This window comes from Streptomyces sp. SUK 48 (assembly GCF_009650765.1).
GTDB lineage: Bacteria > Actinomycetota > Actinomycetes > Streptomycetales > Streptomycetaceae > Streptomyces.
Genome location: NZ_CP045740.1, coordinates 2193006 through 2210366, shown reverse-complemented (window position 1 = coordinate 2210366; position 17361 = coordinate 2193006). Strand labels below are relative to the sequence as shown.

The following is a 17361-nucleotide window of genomic DNA, read 5'->3' as shown; positions in this document are numbered from 1 at the left end:
GTGCACACCGCTTCCCGGCTCGCACGAGCCGCCGTACGACCTCGCGCGCGACCCGCCGCCCGACCGACGGCCGGCCGGGGCGAGGAGAACCACGGAACACGACCGGCACGACCTCGGCCGAGGCCACCGCGCCCCGGCCCCTCACCACTCATCGGGGGAATCTCCATGAACACGCTCCACCGCACCGCCCTGCTCGCCGCCACGGGCACGGCCCTCGCCCTGTCCCTCACCGCCTGCCAGGGCGACGGCGACGCCGACTCGGCACCCCGGTCCGGCTCTTCGATGACCGTCCAGTCGCCGAGCGGCAAGGCGACCGACGGGTCCGGTACGGCGGGCTCTGGCAACTCCGCCGGTTCGGGCGGCTCTTCGGACAAGGCGGGCGCGAACGGTTCCTCGGGTGCGGCCGGTTCCAGCGGCAGCGGCGGCTCCACCGGGACGTCCGGCTCGTCCGGTTCCTCCGGCTCCTCCAGTGAGCAGGCGTCCGCCTCCACCCCGGTCTGCGCCGCCAAGGACGTCCACATCACCGCCGCCACGCAGGACGGGCCGCCGTACACCCACATCGTCCTCACGGCGAAGAACACCTCCCGCCACTCCTGCCGGCTGACGGGCTTCCCGCACATCCAGTTCCTGGAGAGCCACAAGCAGGACGTGCCGGCCGTCGCCAAGAGCAAGCCGGAGGCGCCGGTGGTGCTCGCGGCGGGCGACCCCGCCTACGCCCTGGTCAAGCTGTCGGACGGCGGGCGCGAGGAGGACAACGAGCCCGTGACGGCATTCTCCGTCATGCTCGCGGGCGACCCGACGGTCATCGCCGTCACCGCGCCCGGCAGCGAGGGCATCGCCGTCGACCCGGCGAAGGCCCTGACCGGCTACTGGACTCCCGAACTCCGCAACGGCGCGGACGACTTCTGAGCTGAGCCGCGTGGCGGGCCCGGGGCCCGCCACGCACCCCGGCACGGCACGGTGTCACCCGTCGGCGCCGAACAACCCCGCGCCCAGCGGGCGTTGGCGATCGAACCCGGGCAGGATCAGAAACGTCCCGCTGGCCGTCGTCGTCGTGAACTCCAGCAGCGCGTCGGCGGCGTCCATGTGCGTGAGCGTGGCGGTGAACGTCCGCAGGTCGTTCTGGAAACTGATGAAGAGCAGCCCGGGGGCGGGCTCGTCGACGCTGTAGGAGCGGCGGAGCATGAGGCCGGTGCCGACCACGTTGGCGTGCGCCCTGCGGACATGGGCGTTCGCGGGGACCAGGTAGCGGCCGTCGGGCGTCTTGGCGCCGAGATCCGGACCCGAGGCGACGGTGCCGCCGGAGAGCGGAACCCCGCTCGCCCGGCGTCGTCCGAAGACCGCCTCCTGCCCGGCGACCGACAGGGCGGCGAACCGCGGCAGGTCCAGCTCCATGCGCCGTACGACGGCCAGGGTGCCCCCGGCGACCGGGGGCGGCCCGGTCAGCCACAGGTCGCGGCGCTGTTCGGCGGCCGTGTGCGGGCCCACGACGCCGTCGATGAAGCCCAGCAGGTTCCGCGGCGCGGAGAGATCCTCGCCGACGGGCACGTTCGTACCCCGGCGGCCGGACTGCCGCCAGCGTTCGCGGACGCGGTCGCCGGCCCGGTCCAGGAGGGCCGCGGCGGCGACCGGGACGATGAGCGGGTCGCTCGCGCAGATCTGGATCAGCAGGTCACCGCCGCGCGCCCCGGGGGCGATCCGCTCGCGGGAGAAACGGGGCAGGTCGGTCGCGCCGGGCAGCGTGGCACCGGCCGCCCGCACCAGCCGGGGGCCCACGCCGACGGTCACGGTGAGGTCGCCGGGGGAGAGGCCCAGCAGCCGGGAGTCGGTCCCGGCCGCCAACGCACGGATGGAATCACCGAGTTCGGCCAGCAGCAAGCCTGGGGAGACCGTCGTACCGACGTCGGCCACCACGACCAGCAGGTTGCCCTGGGCCGGCCGGGGGAGCGTGACCCCCGCCTGATGCGGGCCCAGCGCCGGAACCCCGGTCCTTGCCGTTCCGGCGGAAGCGCCGTGCCGTCCCGGCCCGGTGGCGTCCGTCGTGCACCCGGCCGCGAGACCGGCGGCCATCATAGCGCCGGTGACATCGAGGAACGCGCGGCGTGACGGGCGGTGATCGGCTCGGTGCATGGGGTGCAGGGTGCCACACCCGAAACGCCCATGATGCTCAAGTTCCTTATTCCGGTGCGGAATTCGCCATCGTGCCAGACTGGGATCATGCCTCGATTAGCTCTTCGCCTGATGGCGGCGGCAGTACTCGGCGCGCTGGCGCTCGTGACCGGTTGCGGTGGTGGCGAGGACGGTGGCGACGGCGGATCGGGCAAGGGCCGACGACCGGACGGCGCGCGGGTGACGATCCAGGTGCCCGCCGACGCCCCGACCATCTCGGCGGCGGTGTCCCTGGCCCACCCCGGTGACCTGGTGCTGGTCGCTCCCGGCGTCTACCACGAGTCGGTACGGATCAAGACGCCCCGCGTCACCCTGCGCGGCGCGTCCCGGGACAAGGTCGTCATCGACGGGCGGCTGCGGCAGCCGAACGGCGTCGTCGTGGCGGCGCCCGGGGTGGCCGTGGAGAACCTGACCGTGGAGAACAACACGCAGAACGGAGTGCTGGTGACCGGCTCGGCCGCCGCGGTGGCCGGGCTGCCGGGACGAAACGGTGGCTACGACACGGGAGATGAGCCGGTCACCTTCCTCAAGTCGTTCCTGGTCTCCTACGTGACCGCGACCCGTAACGGGCTGTACGGCATCTACGCGTTCTCCGCGCAGAACGGTGTCATCGAGCACTCCTACGCCTCGGGCGGCGCCGACTCGGGGATCTATGTCGGACAGTGCAAGCCGTGCCGCGTCGTGGTGCGGGACAACATCGCCGAGCTCAACGCGGTGGGGTACGAGGGCACCAACGCGAGCGGCGACATGTACGTCGTCGGCAACCGTCTCGTCGGCAACCGCGTCGGCCTCACCACCGACTCCGACCACCAGGAGAAGCTCCTCCCGCAGCGCGGTGCCGTCGTCGCCGGGAACCTGATCGCGGACAACCAGCAGACCCGGACCCCCGAACAGGCCGACGGCGGCTGGGGGATCGGCGTCGGCGTCGACGGCGGCAGCGACAACCGGTTCCTGCGCAACCGGATCACCGGCAACGCGAACGCCGGGTTCGTGATCACCGCGACCGCCGACGTCCCGCCCGACGGCAACCGGATCACGGACAACACCTTCGGCGCCAACGGCGTCGACGTCGGCTGGACGTTCCCCACCGCCACGCACGGTAAGGGCAATTGCCTGCACGGCAACGTGCTTCGTACGACCGTGCCCGCGCGGCTCGCCACGACGGCGAGGTGTCCGTCGGCCGCCGACGCGCCCTCGCCTTCGGGCACTTGGGCAGCGCCGCCGGGGCCCAGAGGTATCCCGTTCACCGAGGTGGCCGAGCCCGCCCCGCAGCCGCAGTTCCCGGACGCCACGACCACCGGCGCCACCGAGGTGCCGGCCGTTCCGGTACTCCCGGACCTCGCGGGCATCGCCCTGCCGCCGACCACGCTGCTCGCCACCGGGGCCCGCGTGCGGACCTCCTGAACCCCAGGCCGGACCCGGCCGCTCGGCCACCCTCCCCTCGGCCCCCGCCGCCCGCTACCCGGCCGGTGTGACCTCGGGCGCGGGTCGCACGGGGACGTATTTCCGGTCGTCGAAATCGATGACCACCGGCCGCGACTCGGAAGCCATACGCGCCCGCACCCGATACATGGTCCCGTCCGCGCCGATCCAATACCGTACGGCGTCCTCGGTATTGGATAAGGCGGCATTCGAACTACCGTTTTTCGCATAGGAGTTCGGACCAGTCACGACGTCCACGGAATGGCCGCGCAGCTCGTCCTTTCCGACCATCGCCGCGCCATTCTGCGGAAGCAGCTCCGCGTTGTCCGGCCGGTCGCTGCCAAGCCCGAGTGCGATGGCCAGCGAACTGTCCAGCGCGCTGCCGGACTTCTGGAGCGGGCGGCGGAACCAGCCGGACGCGGGCGGCGAGGGCGGCGCCGTGGCCGGGACGGCGGACATGGGGTGGACGAGCACGGTGCCGGCCGTCCACTGGATCAGCCCGTCGCCGGACGCGTCGCGCCCGGCGCCCCGCACCACCCCGTACCCGATCCCGGCCCGGTAGTCGATGGACCCGGTGACGACCAGGCCCCCGGCGGTGCTCGGCACGGTGATCGTCACCGCGCGGCCGCCCGCCTGGTAGTTGAGGAAGCGGGTGACGGCGAGCCGGTTCGCCTCGTCCGGCGTCAGCGCGCGCCGACCGGTCGAGTCACCGCCGTTGCCGTGGACGGCGAACGCGGCGATGGCCGCCGCGAGGACGAGCGCGCCCGCGACCCAGACGGCCCGCGGCCAACGGCGCCGTCTGCCCGCCGCACCCCGCCGGAGACCTCGCTTGATTCTCTTGGTCCGCACGCGGCGCGATGCTAACAGCTACCGCGAAGGTGTCTTCGCTTTTGCCGTTCCGGTCATATGACGGTCCCTCAACTTGTACTCTCCGAGCGGGGTTGCCGTCAATTTGCCGAGTCGGCGATGACGTAGACAACGCGAAGGAATGCGATGCCATTACGTAGGCTGCTGCGGGTGGGACTGTCCGGTCTGTTATTGATGGGCGGCGCCACCGGTACGATCGCGACAAGCGCCGGGCAGGCCGGCGCCTCGACCTCCGACGGCACACTGACCGTCGAGACACTGCGGGACTTCTTCGGCACCGGTGTCGTCAACACGACCATGGACGTCCCGCAACGGGGCATGAAGGTCGACGTCACCGACCCCGCCGGACACCACGTCGGCGGCGTCACGGACGCCACCGGGAAGGTCGCCGTCCGACCCTCGGACAAGGGGCTGTCCGGCGGCCGCTACCGCGTCGACGTCACCGTCCCCGCGCCCTACAGCGGCTATCTGCGGGCGGCGCCGGCCTCGACGGCGGCGAACCACTTCGACAGCTTCACCTCGTTCGTGGACGTCTCGGGCGGCAAGGACGCCTCGGTGATCACCGGCGTCTGGGACGCGGCCGACTACGCCCTGCCGGACTCCCGGTACTTCGTGCCGGTCCAGAACGGCGGCAGCGGGACGGACACCCGGGCCCTGGTGGCCTTCGGCACGGGCGCCCGCGCCAACTGCCCCGACAAGACGGCGTGTCCGGACGTACTCGACACGCAGGACCAGGTGGGCACCACCTTCGGGCTCGCCTACGACAAGGACCGACAGCGGCTGTTCCAGGCGGAGTTCGCCCGGCGGTACACCAAGTACGGGCCGGACGGCGGCGACGCGATCTACACCGTGCCGGCCGCCGGCGGGGGCGCCCCGAAGCTGTTCGCGAAGGTGCCGGGCGCCACGGTCACCCCGCACGACACCGCCCGGCTGATCAAGGACGGGGGCTTCACCGACGCGCCCGGCAAGGAGAGCATCGGCGGGCTGGCCCTGTCCGAGGACGGCTCCACGCTGTACGCGGTGAACCTGCGCACCCGGTCGCTGGTGAGCTTCGACGCGGCCGGAGCCTCCTCCTCGGCACCCCGGGCGACCGTGCCGATCCCGGACCCGGGCTGCGCGGCGGCCGGCGACTGGCGGCCCTTCGGACTGACCACCCACGACAACACCCTGTACGTCGGCGGGGTGTGCGACGCGGAGAGCACGCAGAAGCGCGACGATCTGAAGGCCGTCGTATACGCCTACGACGGCAAGCGGTTCACCCCGGTGCTGACCCACGCGCTGACCGCCGAACGCGGCAATGTGCTCAGCGGTGACGCCGCCTTCCCGCAGGCCCACTTCTGGAACCCGTGGAACGGCAGCCTGAAGGACTGGGACAGCTTCAAGCTGAACAACACGATGATCGACCCGCAGCCGGAACTGGCCTCCATGGCCTTCGCCCGTGACGGCTCGATGGTCCTCGGCTTCCGCGACCGGTTCATGGACCTGGTCAGCTGGGGCGGCCTCGACCCGAGGCCGGCGAACGACGAGGCCGAGAACGGCATGTCCGGCGGCGACATCACCATGGCCTGCGCCAAGCCGGCCGGCGGCTACGACTGGGAGGGCACCGGAGCCTGCCCGAACCACGCGTCGCCCGCCGTCGACGGCGCCGAGGCGACGAGTGTCGTCGAGTACTTCCCGGGCGACTTCTTCCCGAACGGCGGCTCCGCGACCCAGCCCGGACCGCACCAGGAGTCCTCGCTGGGCTCGGTCGCCTACATCCCGCAGCAGCAGTGGGTCGTCAGCACGCAGATGGACCCGACCGGCAACGTCATCACCGACGGCACCGGCTACTACGACATCACCACCGGCGCCGGCCCCGGCAACGACCCGGCCGCCAACGCCTACCAGTTCATCGGCCCGAACCAGAACGGGTTCGGCAAGGCCGGCGGCCTCGGCGACATCGCGTACGCCGCGGCGAACGCGCCGATCCAGATCGGCAACGTGGTCTGGTACGACGGCGACCACAACGGCATCCAGGACGCCGGGCAGGTGCTGCTGCCGGGCGCGACGGTCAACCTGCTGGACGCGGACGGCAAGCAGGTCGCCACGACGAAGACCGATGCCGACGGTGAGTACTACTTCGGCGGGGTCGGCGCGGACTACCAGCTGACGCCCGGCGCGAAGTACACCGTGCGGTTCGACGTGTGCACGGCCGACACCAGCGGGGTACCGGGCCAACCCGCCGCCGACAGGCTGCGGTTCACCCTCCCGAGGGTCGGCTCCGACCGGGCCCATGACTCGAACGTGACCCCGCCGACCACCGGGCAGCTGTGCAGTGGGCAGGCGCCGGTCACCGCCCCCGCGAAGCCGGGAGGAGTCGACCACACCATCGACGCCGGCGTGTACATCCCCAAGGCGAAGCCGCCGGCCCCCACCCCGTCGCCGTCGCCGTCCGTTTCCTCGCCCTCGGCGCCGCCGACCACCGGCGCGTCCACCGGCCCGGCCCCGGGCGGCACGAACCAGGGCGGCGGCGGCCCCCTCGCCAGCACCGGCATGGCCGACATGGGGAGGGTCCTCTCCCTCGTCGCCCTACTGCTCTGCGCGGGCGCGGCAGCGGTCTATCTGGGCCGTAGGCGCCGTACCACCAGGCGCCACTGACACGTCCGAACCCCCGGGGCTCGTAGGGGTCCCTACGGAAGGCGGGCCGGTGCGGGAACGCGCACCGGCCCGTCGCCACGGCCCTCACAGCGGGCGCCGCACCGCTGTCGTCGTCGCTCTACCCGGCCGCCACACCGACGACGGCGAGCAGCACGACACCGAGCACCAGACACAGCGGGATCAGCCCGAGGATGCCCTGCGGCCGTTTGAACACCGACTTGCCCGGGTTCAGCGGCGGCCGGTGCCCGGCCACCACCGGCTCCGGAATACGGCGGATCGTGGCCAGGGAACCGAGGTTGACCAGGAGCGTGATGGGCGTGATGACCAGGGACATCGGCCCCCACCACCCCTGCACCATGGTGTTCGCCTGCATCTCCCGGAAGGTCGCCAGCGCACAGGGACGGCACATCGTCGCGCGGCGGCGCAGCGAACGCATGACGATCAGCATGCCCTGATGCCCCCGCACCGTGACCTGCGCCGCGGGCCCGGCCCCGCACAGCCGGCATGCCTGCATCGCCCCGCCGACCGGCATCCCACCGCCGTACGGCTGTGCCTGCGGCGGCTGCGGCTGCTGGTACGGGCCCGGAACAGGGGCTTGCTGGTACGGCCCCGGAGCGGCCACGGGCGCGTACTGCGCCACCCCCGGCTGCGCATAGGGCCCCGGCGCGGGCGCGTACGCCCCCGGCACCTGGGCGTACGCCCCCGGCGCCTGCGGCTGCCGATACGGCCCTGGAGCCTGCTGATACGGCCCCGGCAGCTGCCGGGGGTCGGGGTACGACGGTGGCGTGCTCAACTGCGGCCTTTCGAATGGGCATGACAGATCTGGGGGGAACGGCACCGCAGCCTACTCATGCACCACGCCGTTCGATCACGCCATGGCCCCGGGGCGGACACCCTGACGTCGAGACCTGGTGGGACCACTGGCGGACCGACGGCCGGGGCCGCGGATCACCTCTGAAGAGGCGGTGCGCCGGGCGCGATACGCGAGGTGACGATGGTCACCGTGCGCCCCGCTCCCGCCGGGGTTCGCTCGTGCGGCCTGCTCTGGTGGACCGGCGGTCGGCCGGTCGTGCCGGTTCGGGACCGGTGTCGTCACTCCCCCTTGGAGCGGAACGAATGGACCCCGTCCAGAAGCTTCGACATGCCCTGCTGATCCTGGTCGTCACGGGGCTGGTCACCTGCGTGGCCTTTCTCGACCCGCCGCTCGGAGTCGCCCTGCTCGTGGGCGTCGGCATCGCCGATTTCGTTCGCCAGGTGCTGAGTTGAGCGGGAGGGCGCTCGAACTCAAGGCCCGAAAACGCACCGAACCGGGTCCGCCCGACGGCATGGATGGATGAAGCGGTGAACTGTCGCTGGACAGAGACGAGTTGGCAGACCGACGGGAAGGATGGTCCCTATGCGCAATGCCCCCGACGTTCGAGGGCCGACGGAGCCGAACGATCCACCGAGTACCCCGCCGGCCCCCGTCCCCGGCGCCCGTACCGCCCCGGAGTCCAAACCCCGTCGGCGACTGACGGCCGAACAGATCGAGGAGCTGCGGCGGTTGAAGCCGTTCCTCGAAGGCATGGTGCGCCAGGCACGCATGCAGTACATGCTGGAGGACCTGGTGCAGAGCTGCGTGCTCCAGCTGGTGCGCGCCTGGTCGCGGCCGGACTTCGCCCTGGACCGGCGGGACGGCGGGCGCGCCTTCGCACGCAAGGTCATGCGCGATGTCATCGCGGACGCGGTGCGCGGCCGGGATCGTGATCTCTCGTCCCCGGTGCGCGAGTTCCCCGAGGTGCCGGTCGAGGCGGACGAGGGCGACCACGCACGGGAGGTCCGCCTCAAGGCCATCGACCGATTCCTCGCCGAGAAGTTGACGGACAAGCTGTACCCGGTCGGGAGGCTCGCGATCGTCGAGGGCCTCAGCCAGGCGGAGATCGCGCGTTGCCTCGAGATCGACCGGCACACGGTGGGCCGCCGGTTCAAGGACGTGTGCAAGGCCCTGGAGCCCTACAAGGAAACGATCTACGACGAGGTACTGGGCGACGTGACGAGCTAGTGCCGCTACTCGGACTCACGGGAGGGGCCCCACAAGTCGCCTCCCGTGAGCCCAGGTTGGGTCCTAGCGACCCGGAGAACGACAAGGGCCACACGCACACCTCGGGAGGGAACACGCGGGATGTATCAGACATTCGAACTACTCCGCCAGGCGGCGGAGGCATGCCGGGCGCCAACTCGGCAGCCACCGGACGAGATTGATCCGGTGAGCTGGGAGGCGTTGCTGGATCGCGTCGAGGATCAACTGGAGGAGGACGTCCGAGACGCTGGTAACGCCTCGGCCGGCTCGCTCTCGCTTCACATCTGCTGAACACCGATGAAGACAACCAGCGGTCGGGGGGCGCACGGGACGTTCGAGGTCAGATCCGCACGGGGGACGGACCCGGACTCGGACAAGTAGCGCCACGACGGCTGGACATCAGGCCCGGCGTGCTACCTCTTCAAGAGAGGGGGGCGGCACGCCGGGCAAGCGTCCAGGCTGCCGGGATGATCAAGCCGATCGAGGTCGTCGGCCGGTTCATCGGCCGCTCGCATGCCGCGATCCGCGCACAGGTCGCCGACCGGCTCGGCACGGTGACCGCGGCCATCTGGTCCGAGCGCTTCGAAGAGCTGCACCGTGAGGCCGTCGACAGTGAACTCGCCCCCGTGGAGGGGCTGATGGAGACGCTCGACGCGATCGCGCTGCCGACGTGCGTGGCCTCCAGCGGGACCCATGACAAGATGCGGCACACGCTGGGCCGTACCGGACTGTACGACCGTTTCGCGGGCCGCATCTACAGCGCCACCGAGGTCTCCCGGGGCAAGCCCGCGCCGGACCTGTTCCTCCACGCCGCGCGGAGCATGGGGGTCGAGCCGGCCGCCTGCCCGGTGTACGGGCCGCGCGCGCCGCGGGGATGCGTGCGTTCGGGTACGCGGGGGGACCTACGCCCGCCGAGCGGCTGGAGGGGCCCGGCACCGTCGTGTTCCGCGACATGCGGGAGCTGCCCGCGCTCATCACCGAGCGGTAACCCGGTACGGGAATGGCTCATGAGCTTCTGTGGCTTATCGAACTTCCGAAGACACGGCGGTCAGTAGCCGCCCAGCAGGGTCCGTACCCGGCGCAGGGCGTCCGGGCCCGCTGCGCTGTGCCAGCGGGAGGGGTCGGCGGGGCGGCGGCCCCACAGGAAGAGGAGCCGGGTGGCCGCGTCGCTCTCGATGGTCGCGGGGCCCTCGGGTGCGGCCAGGCGGATGCCGGCGGTGTCGGCGTCGGCGGTCAGCACGATGTCGTCCGTGCCGGGAGTGCGCAGCCGGGCTTCGAGCCGCTCGCCCGGGGTGAGGCCCAGCTCGGCGCGGCCCCGGGCCAGCAGGGGGCGGCCGACGGAGACGACGCTGTGTCGCGTCATCCAGGGCTCGTCGAGCGCGCGTACGGCCGTACGGTCGTCGCCGGTCAGGTCCCAGCGGTGCAGGATCAACTCCTCACGCATGTGCTCGGCGAAGAAAGGAGCCGTCACGGTCCGGCCGGTCCAGATGATCTCCGTGTCCGGTGAGAGATCCCGCGCGCCGGCCGCGGCGATGTCCGTCAGGTGCGCGCAGTTGCGCAAGAAGGCCGACCAGAGGTCGGCGTCGGACAGGAGACGGTAAGGGGCCTCGCGGTCGAATCCGCGGGTCTCCACGGGCGCGCCCGCGAGGAACGCCTCAAGGACCCGGGCCAGCTCCTCGGCGTTCCCCGCCTGGTGGATCAGCACGTCCCGTACCGTCCACGCCTCGCACCAGGTGCCGTCGTCGGGCCGGCGCGCCTGTACGGCGCGGGCGAAGGGGACGAGTTCCGGCAGGGTTTCGGCGACCTCGGTGGGGATCATGCGGCCATGGGTAACCGGGGCGGGGGGTCGGTCAAACCGGCCCGGGGACTCGGCTCGCCCCCAGGGGCTCAGCTTGTGCCCGGGTCGGCGACCAGGTCCGTGAGGCGGTGCAGCAGCGTGACCAGCAGGGCGCGCTCGGCCGGGGTGAACGCCTCGTAGGCGCGGGCCTGGCGCTCGCGCAGCCGGCTCCGGAGCGCGGCGAGCCGCTCGGCGCCGTCGTCGGTGAGGCTGACGAGGACACGCCGTTCGTCCTCGGGGGAGCGACGGCGTACGACGACCCCCTTCGACTCCAGCTGCTGGAGCATCCGGGTCGCGGTCGGGACGCTGACGTCCGCGCCGCTCGCCAGCCGGCCCACCGGCAGATCCGGCTCCGTGGCCAGCGGTTCGAGGAGGGCGACCTGGGGGAGGGAGAGGCCGCCGTGCTGCTCCGCGCTGGCCGTACGGGCCCGGCGCATCGCGAAGAAGAGCGCGTCGGCGGCCTGGGAGATCTCCTCCGCGCCGATGCCGCCGTGCGCCGCCGACCGGTCCTGATCCGGGGACCGGTCCTCATCCGCCGACCGGTACTGATCCGCGGACCGGTCCTCATCCGCAGATTGGTCGTGAGGCGCCGGCCGGTCGTTGTCCACCGCTCGGTCGTGAATCGCCGACCGCCGGCCCCGACCGTCAGCCCGTCGGCCCAGATTCTCGGTCCGCCGGTCGCCGTCCGCCGTCGGCTGGTCGCGGTCCGCCGTCGGCCGGGGGGCGTCGGCCGACGAGGGACTGGCGTCCCCGGTCACGGTCGGCCGGTCGCCGTCGCGAAGGTTGTTGCGTCTGTCACTCACGGGTGCTACTTTAGCAAAGCAATCGTTAGCAGGCTAAATGTTAGGAGGGCAAGAAGAGATGGCCGCTTCTCGACGCATCGATGTCCACCAGCACCTCATCCCGGGCGCCTATCGGGAGGTGATGGAGCGGCATGGCGCCACGGCCGGGGGCTGGCCCACGCCCGCGTGGGACGCGGAGAGCGCGATCGCGATGATGGACCGCCGCTCGATCGCCACCGGCGTCCTCTCGGTCAGCTCCCCGGGCACTCATTTCGGCGACGACGCGGAGGCCCGCGCGGTGGCCAGGAGTGTCAACGAGTACGGCGCGGAGCTGGTCAAGGACCGCCCCGACCGCTTCGGACTCTTCGCGAGCCTTCCGCTGCCGGACGTGGACGGCGCACTCGCCGAGGCCGCGTACGCACTGGACGAACTGCACGCCGACGGCGTGGTGCTGATGTCCAACGCCCAGGGCCGCTACCTCGGCGACAAGGAGTTCGCCCCGCTCTGGCAAGAGCTGGACGCCCGCGGCGCCGTGGTGTTCATCCACCCCACCGGCTCGGCGCTGCCCATGCTCGACGGCATGCCCAGCCCCGTGGTCGACTTCCCCTTCGACACCACCCGCACCGCCCTGCACATGACGCTCAACGGAGTGATGGGCCGGCACACCCGGATGAAGGTGATCCTCTCCCACGCGGGCGGCTTCCTGCCCTACGCGGCCTGGCGGTTCACCCTCGGCGCCCAGATCAACCCCGGCACCACACCCGAAGGCATCCTGGCCGACCTGCGGCGCTTCTACTTCGACACCGCCCTCTCCGCCAGCCCGTCCGCCCTGCCCTCCCTGCTCTCCTTCGCGGCTCCGGGCCATGTCCTCTACGGCAGCGACTGGCCCTTCGCCGCGGAGGAGCACGGCAGAGTCTTCGACTCGATGCTCGACGGCTACGACGGTTACGCACCGGAACAGCTCGACGCGATCAACCGGGGCAGCGCCGAGGTCCTCTTCCCGAGGCTCGGGGCCGGCTGACCGCTCGTCCTGATGGCGGGGGAGCGGCGGCGGTACGGCCCCTGCCGCGCTCCCCGTCTCAGCCCGGGTCGGCCGGCCGGCGCGAGGGCGGCGCCACCGGTCGGTAGGTCGAGCGGGAGTGGTGGCGTTCTTCGCCGAGGCCGCTGCCAGAGGTGGATCGGGAGTCGGGGCGGGGAGGAGCCTTGGAGCTGGAGCTGGAGCTGGAGCTGGAGCTGGAGCTGGAGCTGGAGCTGGAGCTGGAGCTGGAGTCGCGGCGCGGGCTGGAGTCGGTGCGCGGGCCGGAGTCGCGGCGAGGGCCGGGGTGGGGGCCGGAGCCGGTGGCGGGCGGTATCGGCTGGGGGCCGGTGACGGAGAGCCGGGACACCAGTTCGGCGAGATGGCCGCAGGCCCGGGCGATCTCCCTCTGGGACCGGTCCCGCTCGCTGACGGCCGCCGCGACGAGCAGGGCGGTCAACGCGGAGGAGCCGTTGTATGCCTGGAGGGTGACCATGTCGGTGAGCATGCCGTGCCTGGCGAACGGGCCCGAGCCGTGGTCGGCGGCGATGATCGCGAAGATCGAGACGGCCAGGGCCACGGGCGCGGCGCCGGCCAGCCGGAAGCGGAAGGCGGCCCAGATCAGCAGCGGGAAGCCGAGGAAGAGCAACGGGGTGGAGCTGGTGTCGATGACCCCGACACAGGCGGTGGCCGCGAGAAGCAGCAGCACCTCCGCCCAGCGGGACGGCGGCACATGTCTCGGCAGACGTGCCCGGCACAGCACGAGCAGGACCGGCGTCACCACCAGGACGCCCATCGCGTCGCCGGTCCACCAGACCCACCAGGTCGGCCAGAACCGGTCGGTGTCCAGGGCGCCGGTGAGGACCAGCGTCCCGCTGCCCGCCGTCGCGCTGACCAGCGTCCCGGTGAAGGCGCCGAGACAGATCAGCGCGAGCGCGTCGTGCAGCCGGTCCAGTCCGGGACGGAACCCCGCATGCCGAAGGAGGGCGTAGGAACACAGGGGCGCGAGGGTGTTGCCCACGACGATCAGGAAGAGCCCGGCGTACGACGGCCCCGGCGCGAGGTTGGCCAGCAGCGCACCGAGCGTGATGCCGGGCCAGATCCGCGGACCGCGCAGCAGCAGCGCTGCCACGGCGATACCGGTCGGCGGCCACAAGGGGGTGACCTGGCTGCGCACCAGCTGCTGGAGCAGCCCCAGCTCGGCGGAGCCGTAGTACAGCGCCGCGACCGCGCAGATCTCCAGGGCGGCCACATCGCCGCGCCGGAGTCCTCCACGTCGCGCGACCGTCATCGGGCGACCTCCGCATCGACATCGCCCCGGCCACCATCATCCGCCGTATCGCGGGGTTCCTCCACGGCAGGGGGGTGGCGGGGGCGGGGCGGGCCGGTGCCGGGTCAGGTCGACGGGGTGCGGAGGGCCAGGACCGCCATGTCGTCGTGGCCGTCGCTGGGGTGGTGGTCGGCGAGGGCCTGGACGAAGTCGTCCAGGGGGAGGGAGGAGTACTCGGTGACGAGTTCGATCAGTTCGGCGAGGCTCTGGTCGATCGGGCGGTCGGGGTGTTCGACCAGGCCGTCGGTGAAGAAGACCACGGTGGCGCCGGAGGGCACGGAACAGGAGTGGTCGGGCCGGGGCAGCCCGGGGTCGACGCCGAGCGGCAGCCCGGGCTCGGCGAACAGGTACTCCGCCGGGCGGCCCGGCGCGATCAGCAGGTGCGGGACATGGCCGGCGGTGCTCCAGGACAGCCGCCAGCCGGCCCCCTCCGGTTCGATACGGGCCAGCGTGGTGGTGGTGATGGGGTTCTCGGTGATGGCCTGAAGGGTGTGATCCAGTTGGGACAGGATGGTGCCGGGCGCGCTGCTCCGGTCGAACAGCAGGGCGCGCAGCATATTGCGGGTGGAGGCCATCGCGGCCGCGGCCGGCAGATCGTGGCCGACCACGTCCCCGATGACGACCGCCACGACGTTGCCGGGCAGCGCGATGGCGTCGTACCAGTCGCCGCCGAGCTGGCTGGGTTCGGCGGCGGGCCGGTAGACCGCGGCGGCGGTGAAGGGGTGCAGGTCGGGCAGGGTGGGCAGGAGCAGGCGCTGGAACTGCTCGGCACTCTCGCGGACCCGTTCGAAGAGGCGGACGTTCTCGATGGCGATGCCCGCGGCGCCGGCCAGGGCGATGACCACGCTCTCGTCCTCGGCGTCGAAGGGCCGTCCGTCCCGGCGCTCGGAGAGATAGAGGTCGCCGTAGATCTCGCCGCGGACGCTGACGGCGACGCCGAGCAGGGTGCCCATGAACGGATGGTTCGACGGGAAGCCCACGGAGGCCGGATGGGCGGCGATGTCGTCGACCCGCAGGGGCTCAGGGTTTTCGATCAGCTGCCCGAGGACGCCTCGGCCGTGGGGGAAGTCGGTTCCCGCGAGGGCGGCCCGCTCCTCCTCGGTAAGGCCGGCGGTGATGAACTGCTCCAGCTCGTCGCCGGAGGGGGCGAGCACGCCGAGCGCTCCGTAGCGGGCGCCCACCAGGTCCATGGCGGTGGTCACGATGCGGTAGAGGACCGAGGGCAGCTCGTTCTCGCGGGTGATGGCGACCACCGCGTCCAGCAGGCCCTGGAGCCGGTCCATGGCGTCCAGCAGGCCGCGCATCTGCTCGTCCATGCGGCCCAGCTCGGTCCGCAGGCGGGCGTGCAGATCGGATTCCTCCGGCTGCCTCGGCGACGCACCGTTCCCGGGCCCGGCCATCAGGGGCTCCCCGCGGCCGGGTGTCCGGTCTCGGAGCGGTACATTGCGCCCTCCTGTGGTGACCCTGAGTCATCAGTGGCCGGGGTAAGGTGCGGCGAAACCAGCCTTTCGGTCATCTATCAAAAAATAGGGCAGTGTGCGCCGTCCCGCCGCTCGCCCGGGGCCGTGACGCGCGGGCGGACCTCGAACCATGTGCTCGATGACCGTCCCGGCCCGACCTCCCGGGCCCTCGGACACGGCCGGACGCGGTCTCATCCGAAGGGGTAACTCGCAGGTCAGACACGTCAGTTGAGGCAATCACGGAGCGTGGTGCGCTGTGCTAGCCTCGTGGATTCCGTCCATGGCATCGGTCCAGGGGATGCGGGCCGTCGAAGTGTTCGAGGCGAAGCTCATGCGCAGAAGCAATCCGGGACGAAGACTGCACGACGCCGTGGTGATCGTGCCCGGCATCATGGGCAGCGAGCTGAGGGAGGCCGGGACCGGCCGGAAGTTATGGGGAGTCGGAAAGCTCCTCACCTACACCGCGCGGGCCCACACCGACCGGCTCCGGCAGCTCGCGGTGACCGAGGACGAACGCGAGGGCCGCACCGGACGCGTCGAGGTGACCGGGCTCCTCGAAAGCTTCGAACCGCTGCCGGGTCTCGGCTCCGCCCACCCCTACACCGCCATGGTCGCGGAGATGCGGCGCAGTGTGGTGGACCCCGCCGCGCTCCTTCCCTTCCCCTACGACTGGCGGCTGTCCGTCGAGCACAACGGCGCGCTCCTCGCCGCCGCGGCCCGCCGCCACCTGGACGCCTGGCGCGCCCACCCCGGGCATCGCGGGTACCTGGAGGCCAACCCCGAGGCGGGTCCCGCCCGGCTGGTCGTCGTGGCCCACTCGATGGGCGGCCTGCTCACCCGCGAGGCCCTGCACCTGGACCCCGCCCTGCGCGGGGACATCCGGGCGGTGATGACCGTCGGCACCCCCTTCAACGGCTCGGTCAAGGCCGTGCTGATGCTCAACGCCGGCAAGGGCCTGCCGTTCCCCGTGCCGCCGGCGGTCCTGCGGCAGGTCGCCGCGACCATGCCTGGGCTGTACGACCTGCTGCCCGGCTACCGCGCCTTCGAGGCGGACGGCGACATGCGGGTGCCGGGCGTCGAGGACATCGTGGCGCTCGGCGGGCGGCGCGAGCTGGCGAAGGCGGCCGTGGACTGGCGTACCAGCCGGGCGGAGACCACCCTGCCCGAGCATGTGACGGTCGTCGGCATGGGCCAGCGCACCTGGACCAGTTACCGGCTCGCCGACGGCGTCGCGCTGTTCGACCGCTGCCTCTTCAAGCGCTACCACGACGGCCGGCTGCTCCCGGACGCCGAGGGCCGGCCCCAGCGCGACCCACGGACCGGCGACGGCACGGTGTACCAGTACGCGGCCCAACTGCCGGGCACCGAAAGGCCGGTGCACTTCTACCACGAGCACGGCGCCCTCATCCGTACCCGCAGTGTCCTCGACATGGCCTCCGGCCTGATGCACGGGCTGCGGCACCCGGAGGAGCGGGGCGCCATGCTCGGGGACGAGGCGGAGTTCGAGCTGTGCGCGCCGGAGTGGGCCGCCCTGGGCGAGCCCTTCGCCATCGAGGTCGACGGGGTCGCCCGCGGCGCCGACCTGGAGTGCAGGGTGCGCGGGGTCGACGGCCTGGACGAACTGCTGACCCCCGCCCTGCGGCCGGTGCCGGGCCGGCCCGGTGTGCTGGCGGCCTCCTGCACGCCCGACCGCCCGGGGATGTACGAGGTGGAGGTGACCGGTGGCGAGGAGCCGAAGCGGCGCCTCGTCCCGGTCCTCGACATGGTGCACGACGGCTGACGC

General features: G+C 72.2%; 14 protein-coding genes and 1 pseudogene. 8 read left to right on the top strand and 7 right to left on the bottom strand.

Translation table 11 applies throughout. The features are described 5' to 3' along the window. Window positions 1–165 precede the first annotated feature (165 nt). Window positions 166–909 carry a DUF4232 domain-containing protein gene (locus GHR20_RS09285; protein WP_153812910.1) on the top strand — a complete coding sequence of 248 codons (744 nt, stop codon included), beginning with the start codon at window positions 166–168 and terminating at the stop codon, window positions 907–909. A gap of 54 nt (window positions 910–963) precedes the next feature. On the opposite strand, the gene GHR20_RS09280 is transcribed toward GHR20_RS09285, so the two are convergent. Continuing rightward, the gene (locus tag GHR20_RS09280; RefSeq protein ID WP_153812909.1) at window positions 964–2130 is read right to left on the bottom strand and encodes a Dyp-type peroxidase; all 1167 of its coding nucleotides are present in this window, start codon (window positions 2128–2130) and stop codon (window positions 964–966) included. Between the two features lie 87 nt (window positions 2131–2217). Between GHR20_RS09280 and GHR20_RS09275 the strand changes: the two genes are divergently transcribed. Next, window positions 2218–3573 (top strand): right-handed parallel beta-helix repeat-containing protein, encoded by a 1356-nt coding sequence (locus GHR20_RS09275; RefSeq protein WP_153812908.1) that lies wholly within the window; start codon window positions 2218–2220, stop codon window positions 3571–3573. 54 nt (window positions 3574–3627) lie between these two features. On the opposite strand, the gene GHR20_RS09270 is transcribed toward GHR20_RS09275, so the two are convergent. Next, a complete protein-coding gene (locus GHR20_RS09270; protein WP_153815909.1) occupies window positions 3628–4332 on the bottom strand; it encodes a hypothetical protein in 705 nt (234 codons plus the stop codon). A gap of 252 nt (window positions 4333–4584) precedes the next feature. Between GHR20_RS09270 and GHR20_RS09265 the strand changes: the two genes are divergently transcribed. After that, on the top strand, window positions 4585–7095 hold the full coding sequence (locus tag GHR20_RS09265) for an SdrD B-like domain-containing protein (protein ID WP_194858852.1): 2511 nt from the start codon (window positions 4585–4587) through the stop codon (window positions 7093–7095). Window positions 7096–7213: 118 nt separating this feature from the next. Here the strand turns inward: GHR20_RS09265 and GHR20_RS36740 are convergent, their stop codons facing one another. Then, the gene (locus GHR20_RS36740; RefSeq protein WP_194858851.1) at window positions 7214–7888 is read right to left on the bottom strand and encodes a hypothetical protein; all 675 of its coding nucleotides are present in this window, start codon (window positions 7886–7888) and stop codon (window positions 7214–7216) included. A gap of 323 nt (window positions 7889–8211) precedes the next feature. Here GHR20_RS36740 and GHR20_RS09255 point away from each other — a divergent pair, with 323 nt between their 5' ends. The 3 genes and pseudogenes from GHR20_RS09255 to GHR20_RS09245 all read left to right on the top strand — a co-directional run. Continuing rightward, complete coding sequence (locus GHR20_RS09255) at window positions 8212–8361, top strand: hypothetical protein (RefSeq protein ID WP_153812907.1); 150 nt, start codon at window positions 8212–8214, stop codon at window positions 8359–8361. Between the two features lie 277 nt (window positions 8362–8638). Beyond that, window positions 8639–9136 (top strand): sigma-70 family RNA polymerase sigma factor, encoded by a 498-nt coding sequence (locus GHR20_RS09250; RefSeq protein ID WP_153812906.1) that lies wholly within the window; start codon window positions 8639–8641, stop codon window positions 9134–9136. A gap of 500 nt (window positions 9137–9636) precedes the next feature. Continuing rightward, a pseudogene (locus GHR20_RS09245) lies at window positions 9637–10142 on the top strand (HAD-IA family hydrolase); the annotation flags it as partial. Window positions 10143–10202: 60 nt separating this feature from the next. Here GHR20_RS09245 and GHR20_RS09240 read toward each other — a convergent pair. Together GHR20_RS09240 and GHR20_RS09235 are read right to left on the bottom strand one after the other, a co-directional pair. After that, a complete protein-coding gene (locus GHR20_RS09240; protein ID WP_153812905.1) occupies window positions 10203–10973 on the bottom strand; it encodes a maleylpyruvate isomerase N-terminal domain-containing protein in 771 nt (256 codons plus the stop codon). Window positions 10974–11041: 68 nt separating this feature from the next. Beyond that, complete coding sequence (locus GHR20_RS09235; protein WP_343335999.1) at window positions 11042–11599, bottom strand: MarR family transcriptional regulator; 558 nt, start codon at window positions 11597–11599, stop codon at window positions 11042–11044. A gap of 253 nt (window positions 11600–11852) precedes the next feature. On the opposite strand from GHR20_RS09235, the gene GHR20_RS09230 reads away from it, so the two are divergent. Further along, a complete protein-coding gene (locus GHR20_RS09230; protein WP_153812904.1) occupies window positions 11853–12794 on the top strand; it encodes an amidohydrolase family protein in 942 nt (313 codons plus the stop codon). A 58-nt stretch (window positions 12795–12852) separates the two neighbouring features. Here GHR20_RS09230 and GHR20_RS09225 read toward each other — a convergent pair whose 3' ends face one another. Both GHR20_RS09225 and GHR20_RS09220 read right to left on the bottom strand, forming a co-directional pair. Continuing rightward, window positions 12853–14079 carry an MASE1 domain-containing protein gene (locus tag GHR20_RS09225; RefSeq protein ID WP_153812903.1) on the bottom strand — a complete coding sequence of 409 codons (1227 nt, stop codon included), beginning with the start codon at window positions 14077–14079 and terminating at the stop codon, window positions 12853–12855. A gap of 104 nt (window positions 14080–14183) precedes the next feature. Next, a complete protein-coding gene (locus tag GHR20_RS09220) occupies window positions 14184–15518 on the bottom strand; it encodes a GAF domain-containing SpoIIE family protein phosphatase (protein ID WP_243877983.1) in 1335 nt (444 codons plus the stop codon). Between the two features lie 340 nt (window positions 15519–15858). Here GHR20_RS09220 and GHR20_RS09215 point away from each other — a divergent pair, with 340 nt between their 5' ends. After that, entirely contained in the window at window positions 15859–17358 is a 1500-nt protein-coding gene (locus GHR20_RS09215) for a hypothetical protein (RefSeq protein WP_153812902.1), read from the top strand. Window positions 17359–17361 lie beyond the last annotated feature (3 nt).